Raw genomic sequence first — 7,173 nt, forward strand, 5'->3', positions numbered from 1 at the left:
CCTCCAGCTTGCGGGCCCACTTGATGTTGGCCTGCTCGTCGAAGCGGGCCTTGATCTCCACCAGGACGACTGCGGTCCTCCGCGCCCCCGGGGGCGTCGCGGCGTCAGCGGCTCACGTAGATGCTGTCCATGAACTCGATGATCTGACGGTCGGTCAGCCGCTGGCCGTCGCGGTGGCCCATCGCGAGGTCGGCCTCGCTGATCATCCCGACCAGCCGGCCGTTCTCGATCACCGGCATCCGGCGGATCTGGTGCTGCTCCATCTTCTTGAGCACCGTCTCCATGTCGTCGGAGGCCTTCACGCAGTGCAGGTGGCCGGCCAGGTCCATCGCCATCATGGTGGACGGGTCCTTGCCGGCCGCCAGACACTTCACCACGATGTCCCGGTCGGTGATGATGCCCTTGAGCATCCCGTCCGGGCCGCAGATGGGCAGGGCGCCGACCTCCATGTCGCGCATCATCTTCGCGGCGGCCATCAGGGTCTGGTCGGCGTCGATGCACTGGGCGCCGCGGTGCATGATGTCACTGGCAGTGGTCACGGGGGTTTCCTCTCGTCGTCCGCTCGTCGTCCGTGGGGTCGGCCGCCGGTCGCGGCCGCGACGGCACGCGGAGCGTGATGGTGCGATCACCATATGCATCACCGTCCGGGGCCGCGCGCGGAGCCGGCGGCCCGCTGCGGCAGAATCTCCCCAGGTGCCGACCGTTGTGGCGGTGCCGTTCGTACCGGTCCGCCGTCCTCGGAGCCGTCACCCGTTCGGCGGCGCGCGGCGGCGGGCACCAGGGAGGGAACCCATGGCCCGTCGTCCCCGCAGCCAGCCGCCCGCCGCGCCCGCGCCGGTCACCGTCACCGTCTGCCGGGGCTGCTGCTGCGGCACGACGGCCAAGCATCCCGGCGTCGACCACCAGGGCCAGCTGGCCCGGCTGCGCGAGGGGATCGGCGAGGCGGGCAAGGTCCGGGCGGTGGACTGCCTGGACGCCTGCGGGCACTCCAACGTCGTCGTGGTCGGCCCGTCCAGCGAGGGGCGGCTGGCCGGCGGCCGGCCGGTCTGGCTCGGCTGGGTGCTCTCCGAGGACATGATCGACGAAGTGGTGGAGTGGGTGCGGGCCGGCGGCCCCGGCCTGGTGCCCGCGCCGGGCACCCTCGACCTCCAGGAGTTCACCGTCTCCCGGCGGATCCGGGAGAACCTGCCCGGCTGACCGTCAGGCCGCCGCCCGGGCCGACCCGTCCGGCCACACCACCCGGACCGGCACCCCGGCCTGCCGTGCGGTGGCCACCATGTCGGCGGTGCCGCCGAGGCCGCGCCCCGGCCGGCCGTCCCAGACCGCGACCACCAGGTCGGCCCGGCGCAGCAGTTCGGCGTTGGCAGCCTGGTACGCGGTGTCGGACTGCTCCCGGTACGGCAGCACGACCGCCGCGGCGGCGGCCGCGAGCAGCCGGTCGAACGCGGCCCGGTCCGGCTCGGCGAGCCAGCGGCGGTAGCGGGGCGAGGGCAGGACGGCGACCAGGCGACCGCCGGCGGCGAGCACCTCCTCGGCGAAGAGCGAGTCCGCCCCGGGCGCGAGGCAGGACAGGCCGATCAGCCCGGCGGGGCGGTGCGCGGCGAGCAGCGCCCGCAGTTCGTCCCGCACCAGCGGTACCGTCCGCTCGGAGAGGTCCAGGTGCCCGGTCACCGCGATCGCCGTCATGCCGTCCTCACCGGTCGTCGCCGCCGGCCCGTACCCGCCGGGCCGAGCCGAGGCTACCGCGGCGGCTGCTGCCATGCTGGGCGCATGGCGGAACTCGACGGGCGGCCGGCCACGGCCGCACAGCTGCAGGCCCTGGCGCTCACCAACTACGGGCACTTCACCACCATGCTGGTGGAGGACGGCCTGGTCAGGGGCCTCGGGCTGCACCTCGCCCGGCTGGAGCGGGACTGCCGCGAACTGTTCGGCGCCGACCTCGACCTGGAGCGCGTCCGGGCGTACGCGCGCCGGGCGGCGCCGACGGCCGGGGCCGCGACGGTGCGGGTGACCGTCTTCGACCCGGAGCTGGACCTCGGCCGGATCGGCGGCGCGGCGAGCCCGCGGGTGCTGGTGACGACCCGTCCGGCCGGGCCGGCGGAGCTGCCGCCGCTGCGGGTGCGGACCGTCCGGTACGAGCGGGACGCGCCGCACGTCAAGGGCGTCGGCCTGTTCGGGGCGCTGCGCGAGCGGCGGGCCGCACAGGCGGCCGGCTACGACGACGCCCTGTTCACCGACGCCTCCGGGGCCGTCTCCGAGGGCGGCACCTGGAACATCGGCTTCGTCCGCGGCGGCGAGGTCCTCTGGCCGACGGCCGATCAGCTGCGCGGCACCACCATGGAACTGCTGCAGGCCGCCCACCCGTGGCGGGCCTTGCGGATCACCGGCGCGGCGGGCTTCGAGGCCGCCTTCGCGACCAACGCCGCCGTCGGGGTGCGCCCGGTGGCGGCGGTGGACGGGACGGACCTGGCGGTGGCGCACCCGGTGGTGGCGGCCCTGCGCGCGGCGTACGCGGCGGTGCCGGGGGAGCGGCTGTAGCAGCGGGGCCGCGCGGGGCACCCCGCGCGGCCCGCGGAACGGGCTCAGCCGGGGTGTTCGGCCTGCGCCATCCAGGAGTACTTCTCCAGGTCGGCGGTGAGGCCGATCAGGATGTCCTGGCTGACCGGGTCCGGGTCGGCGGTGGCGGTGATCCGCTGCCGCATCCGGGCGATCACCGCGCCGAGGGCGGCGACCAGGGCCGCCACCGTGTCGTCGTCCTGGATCGGTCCCGAGACGGGGGCGGTGATGCCGCTGCTGTCGGCGACGGTCCGCGCCCGGCCGTCCGGCGGGAAGCCGATCGCGGCGGCCCGCTCCGCCACCGTGTCCGCGTGCTGCCGGGCGAGCGCGACGATCTCGTCCAGCTGCAGGTGGACGGAGCGGAAGCGCGGGCCCACCACGTTCCAGTGCAGCTGCTTGCCGACCAGCGAGAGGTCGACCAGGTCGACCAGGGCGCCCTGCAGGGCCTCGCCGACCGCGGTGCGGTCGGCGTCGGGCAGCGGGCTGTGGATGGCGTACATCGGGGCTGCTCCTCGGGCTCGTCCGACTCCGGCGCCCGCCAGCCTCTCACAGGAAATCGGTCAAACCGGGCATCTCTCACTTCTCGCCGAGCGCATGCCGGACACCGCCCAGCAGGTGCGCCCGGAAGCAGGCATCCCGGTAGGCCTCCGGCGCGTGGCCGATCGAGGTGTAGAAGGTGGGGGCGCCGTCGTGCTCGCCGGACCAGGCGATCGGGTGGCCGGGGCCCATCAGCCCGCCCTCGTAGCCGTCCTCGTCCACGGTGAGCAGCACCCGCACGCCGCGCTCCCGGGGGTCGGTGCGGAAGTTGTACCACTCGTCGGTCCACGTCCAGCTGGGCGGAAGGTGCGAGGTGGCCGGGTGGCCGCTGTCGGCGGTGCGGACGGTGGCGGTCTGGATCGGCGGGTGGCTGTGGAAGCGGGCCCCGACCAGGCCCTCGTACCAGGGCCACTCCAGCTCGGTGCCGGCCGCGCAGTGCACGCCCATCCAGCCGTTCCCGGCGCCGAGGTGGGCCCGCAGGGCGTCCCGTCCCGGCTCGTCCAGCACGTCGCCGCCGGTGGAGAGGAAGACCACGGCGGCGTAGCGGCGCAGCGAGCCCGGGCGGAACTCCGAGGGCTCGTCGGTGGCGTCCACGTCGAAGCCGTGGTCGGCGCCGAGTTCGCGCAGCGCGCGCACGCCGTCGACGACGGACTCGTGCGGGAAGAGCAGGTTGCGGGTGTGAACGAGAATCCTGGCGGTCATGGGGGCTGATCCTGCCTCAGCGGGTACGTGCCGGGGGAGGGCTCGGACGGTCCGTGCACCCTCCGTGCGCGATCCGTGCGCGGATCGCCAAGTGCCGGCCCCGCAACCGCCGCCGCGGGGCCGGCACCCGGCTCAGCCGAAGGCGGCCTCGGCCAGCCGCAGCGCGCCGCGCAGCACGATCCGCAGCTCGTGGACGCCCTTGGCGGGCGCGGCGAGGTCGGCCCGGACGGCCGTCCAGGCGTACCGGCCGCCGGTGGCGGGCACCTCGATCCGGGTGACCGCGCCGGCCAGGTGCAGCTCGACGGCGGCCGGCCCGGCGCCCTCCCGGGCGGCGGTGAGCTCGACGCGGGTCGCCCCGTCGCCGAAGTCCACGGCGCGGAAGACGAGTCGGGCCGGGGTGGGGCCCCCGCCCGCCACCGCCTCGCCGCCCTCGCGGCTGCGCTCGACCAGCCGGACGCCCGCCGCCTCGTCGAAGTCCCGGGCGGCGATCGGGCCGGCGAGACCGGGGCGGGGCGGTGCTGCCGGGCCGGTCAGGGCGAGCTCGGCGGCGGCGCGCAGGTCGGCGCTGGAGGCACCGGCGGCGAGGGTGTACCGGCCGGGGTCGACCGTCCAGCGGCCGTGCCCCGGGTCGAAGCGGCCGAGCGCGGCGAGCGGGACACGGAAGGCGACCCGCCGCTCCTCGCCCGGGGCGAGCTCGATCCGCTCGAAGCCGACCAGCCGCCGCAGCGGGGTGGCGACCGGGGCGTCGTGCGCACGGCCGTACAGCTGGACGACCTCGGCGCCCGCGCGCGGGCCGCGGTTGGCGACGGTCAGCTCCGCGAGGGCGTGGTCGCCGTCGACGGCAGCGGTCAGCGCGCCGTAGCGGAACTCGGTGTAGGAGAGGCCGTGGCCGAAGGGGTGCAGCGGCTCCTCGTCGAGGTAGAGGTAGGTGCTGCGGGCGGTGATGATGTCGTAGTCCAGCAGCCCGGGCAGCGGCTGGTCGGCGCGGTACCAGGTCTGCGGCAGCCGGCCGGACGGGTTGTGGTCGCCGAGCAGCACGTCGGCGAGGGCCGCGCCGCCCTCCTGGCCGCCGTGCGCCGTCCACAGCACCGCCGCGACGTCGGCGGCGGCCCGCTCGTGCGCGTACGGGTAGCTGCTGACCAGGGCGAGGACGGTGCGCGGGTTGGCGGCGCGGGCCGCGCGCAGCACCTCCTCCTGCTGCGGCGGCAGGGCCAGGTCGGGGCGGTCCTCGGTCTCCCGGCCGTTGACGTGCGGGTCGTTGCCGACCACGACGACCACCGTGCCGGCCGCGGCGGCGCGAGCGGCGGCCCGCTCGGCGCCGGCCGAGACGGTGCGGACGGTGAACGGCTCGGCCTGCTCGCGGGAGGACGCGTAGGTGGTGAGCGCGTCGCTGCCGGCCGCGAGCGCAACCCAGTGGCCGCTGCCGAGGTGCCGGAGGCGCACCCGGCCGTCCTCGCCGCGCTCCAGCCGGAAGGTCTCCTGGACGACCCACTCGTCCGGGTGGTCGGCGGTGGCGGCGAGCAGCCCGTAGCCGTCCTTGGTCAGGTAGCGGCCGTCGTGGGCCTGCAGGGTGGTGACGCCGTGGCCCCAGTCCTGGACGGCGAAGCCCTCGTGCTCGCCGACGTGCTCGGCCGAGACGGCGAGGGTGCCGTCCGGGGCGGCCGAGAGGTAGCGGCCGGTGGCGGCGGAGCGCAGCGCGATCCGGTCCAGGCCGTCGGCGTGGAGCACCCGGTCGGCGCCGAGCCGTTCGCGCAGTGCGTCGAGCAGGGTGGTGCGGTGCAGCAGCGAGCCGCTGTACCAGTCGCGCAGCACGTCGTCGCCGAGCGGGCCGAGCACGGCGAGGGTGCCGTCGGCGGGCAGCGGCAGCAGGCCGCCCTCGTTGCGCAGCAGCACCACGGCCTGCCGGGCGGCCTGCCGGGCGAGCCCGCGGTGCGCCTCGCAGCCGATCACGTCCTGGCCGGTTCCGGCGTACGGGTCGAGCTCCGGGTCGAGTTCGCCGCAGTTGATCCGCATCAGCAGTTGCCGGCCGACGGCGGCGTCGATGTCGGCCTCGGTGACGAGGCCGCGCCGCAGCGCCTCGGTCAGCCGGGCGGTGGTGACGGGGGAGTCGGTGCCGTGGTCGGTGAAGCTGTCCACCCCGGCGCGCAGCGCGGCGGCGTGCGCCTCGGCGTGGTCGGCGGACCACCGCTGGGCGGCGACCAGGTTGGACGGCGCCTCGGCGTCGCTGCAGACCAGCAGGTCGGCGCCGTTCTTCCACTGCCGCAGCTCCTCCTTCAGGTAGGGGGTGAGGTGCGCGGGCCGCCCGTTGACCAGGTTGTACGAGGGCATCACGGCGGCCACCGCACCGGCCTCCACCGGGCCGCGGTAGCACGGCAGTTCGTACTCGTGCAGGACGCGCGGCGGCAGGTCGGAGGAGCTGGTGGTGCGGTCGGTCTCGTTGTTGTAGCCGAGGAAGTGCTTCAGGGTGGGCGCGGTGCGCCAGTGCACGGGGTGGTCGCCGCGCAGGCCACCGGTGTAGGCGGCGGCGAGGTCGGCGGTCAGCGAAGGGTCCTCGGCGTAGCCCTCCTCGTTGCGGCCCCAGAGCGGGTGGCGCAGCGGATTGACCACGGGCGCCCAGACGTTGAGGCCGATCCGGGCGCGGCCGGGGGCGGCGGGCCGCTCGTGGAAGGCACGGACCTCGGTGGCGACGGCCTCGCCGACCCGGCGCAGCAGCGCGCGGTCCCAGGTGGCGCCGAGGCCGACCGCCTGCGGGAAGGACGTGGCCGGGCCGAGCCAGGAGACGCCGTGCAACGCCTCGGTGCCGGTGGTGTGGGCGGCCAGGCCGAGCCGGGGGACGGCGGGCGCGTGCTGGTGCAGCAGGGCGATCTTCTCGTCCGTGGTGAGCCTCGACAGGAGGTCCTCGACCCGTCGGCGGGCGGGCAGCCGGGCGTCGCGGTAAGGGGCGTCGGGCATGGATGGTCCTCCGGTGCGGCACGGGGGCGGAGCTGTGGCTTCACGAGGTGGTCGGTCGAAGCGCTTCGAAATTGGCAGTGGCACCGCAGGCTGTCAAGATGGCCGACCGCCGGGCCGGGCCGCCCGGGCCGGGTGTTCCTGCTGGTCCAGACCGATTCGACAGGGCCGCAGGTGGCTGTCCCGAAGCGGTCGCACGGTCTGTTCCACCGTCAAGTCCTGAACCGTGAAGCGCGCGCAAACCCTTGTGCGACGGCCGCGGCTGGCCTAGCCTCGGCGCCACGTTGAAGCGCTTCGACAGTGCGGCCGGGCCACCGCCGCACCGCCGGGGCGCCCTTCTGCGCCACCCCCGCACCGTCGTCACACCCTCGCGGCCCCCGCCGCGGACCTCCCACCCAGCCGCACCCCCCGGGGACGCCGCCGGCCGGG

The 7,173-nt window shown here is 75.9% G+C and carries 7 protein-coding genes and 1 pseudogene; 2 read left to right on the forward strand and 6 right to left on the reverse strand.

The genetic code is table 11. The features are described 5' to 3' along the window. A pseudogene (locus ABZ641_RS21060) lies at positions 1-67 on the reverse strand (hypothetical protein); the annotation flags it as partial. 37 nt (positions 68-104) lie between these two features. Continuing rightward, the gene (locus ABZ641_RS21065; protein WP_344623109.1) at positions 105-539 is read right to left on the reverse strand and encodes a CBS domain-containing protein; all 435 of its coding nucleotides are present in this window, start codon (positions 537-539) and stop codon (positions 105-107) included. Positions 540-792: 253 nt separating this feature from the next. Between ABZ641_RS21065 and ABZ641_RS21070 the strand changes: the two genes are divergently transcribed. Beyond that, entirely contained in the window at positions 793-1,197 is a 405-nt protein-coding gene (locus tag ABZ641_RS21070; RefSeq protein ID WP_359983837.1) for a (2Fe-2S) ferredoxin domain-containing protein, read from the forward strand. A gap of 3 nt (positions 1,198-1,200) precedes the next feature. Here the strand turns inward: ABZ641_RS21070 and ABZ641_RS21075 are convergent, their stop codons facing one another. Further along, a complete protein-coding gene (locus tag ABZ641_RS21075) occupies positions 1,201-1,686 on the reverse strand; it encodes a hypothetical protein (protein WP_344623200.1) in 486 nt (161 codons plus the stop codon). A gap of 84 nt (positions 1,687-1,770) precedes the next feature. Here ABZ641_RS21075 and ABZ641_RS21080 point away from each other — a divergent pair, with 84 nt between their 5' ends. After that, positions 1,771-2,538, forward strand: coding sequence for an aminotransferase class IV (locus ABZ641_RS21080; protein WP_359983839.1), 768 nt, complete (start codon positions 1,771-1,773; stop codon positions 2,536-2,538). A 44-nt stretch (positions 2,539-2,582) separates the two neighbouring features. Here the strand turns inward: ABZ641_RS21080 and ABZ641_RS21085 are convergent, their stop codons facing one another. From ABZ641_RS21085 to ABZ641_RS21095, 3 genes are all read right to left on the reverse strand, one after another. Then, complete coding sequence (locus ABZ641_RS21085; protein ID WP_359983842.1) at positions 2,583-3,056, reverse strand: DNA starvation/stationary phase protection protein; 474 nt, start codon at positions 3,054-3,056, stop codon at positions 2,583-2,585. Between the two features lie 76 nt (positions 3,057-3,132). Then, complete coding sequence (locus ABZ641_RS21090) at positions 3,133-3,795, reverse strand: ThuA domain-containing protein (RefSeq protein ID WP_359983845.1); 663 nt, start codon at positions 3,793-3,795, stop codon at positions 3,133-3,135. Between the two features lie 132 nt (positions 3,796-3,927). After that, positions 3,928-6,747 (reverse strand): glycoside hydrolase family 3 C-terminal domain-containing protein, encoded by a 2,820-nt coding sequence (locus ABZ641_RS21095; protein ID WP_359983848.1) that lies wholly within the window; start codon positions 6,745-6,747, stop codon positions 3,928-3,930. Positions 6,748-7,173 lie beyond the last annotated feature (426 nt).

This window comes from Kitasatospora sp. NPDC007106 (assembly GCF_040634455.1).
Classification (GTDB): Bacteria; Actinomycetota; Actinomycetes; order Streptomycetales; family Streptomycetaceae; genus Kitasatospora; species Kitasatospora arboriphila.

What these genes read in the sequence shown, in the direction of transcription:
- ABZ641_RS21095 (WP_359983848.1), bottom strand. Translation starts at nt 6,747, where the DNA reads ATGCCCGACGCCCCTTACCGCGACGCCCGGCTGCCCGCCCGCCGACGG.
- ABZ641_RS21085 (WP_359983842.1), bottom strand. Translation starts at nt 3,056, where the DNA reads ATGTACGCCATCCACAGCCCGCTGCCCGACGCCGACCGCACCGCGGTC.
- ABZ641_RS21090 (WP_359983845.1), bottom strand. Translation starts at nt 3,795, where the DNA reads ATGACCGCCAGGATTCTCGTTCACACCCGCAACCTGCTCTTCCCGCAC.
- ABZ641_RS21080 (WP_359983839.1), top strand. Translation starts at nt 1,771, where the DNA reads ATGGCGGAACTCGACGGGCGGCCGGCCACGGCCGCACAGCTGCAGGCC.
- ABZ641_RS21075 (WP_344623200.1), bottom strand. Translation starts at nt 1,686, where the DNA reads ATGACGGCGATCGCGGTGACCGGGCACCTGGACCTCTCCGAGCGGACG.
- ABZ641_RS21070 (WP_359983837.1), top strand. Translation starts at nt 793, where the DNA reads ATGGCCCGTCGTCCCCGCAGCCAGCCGCCCGCCGCGCCCGCGCCGGTC.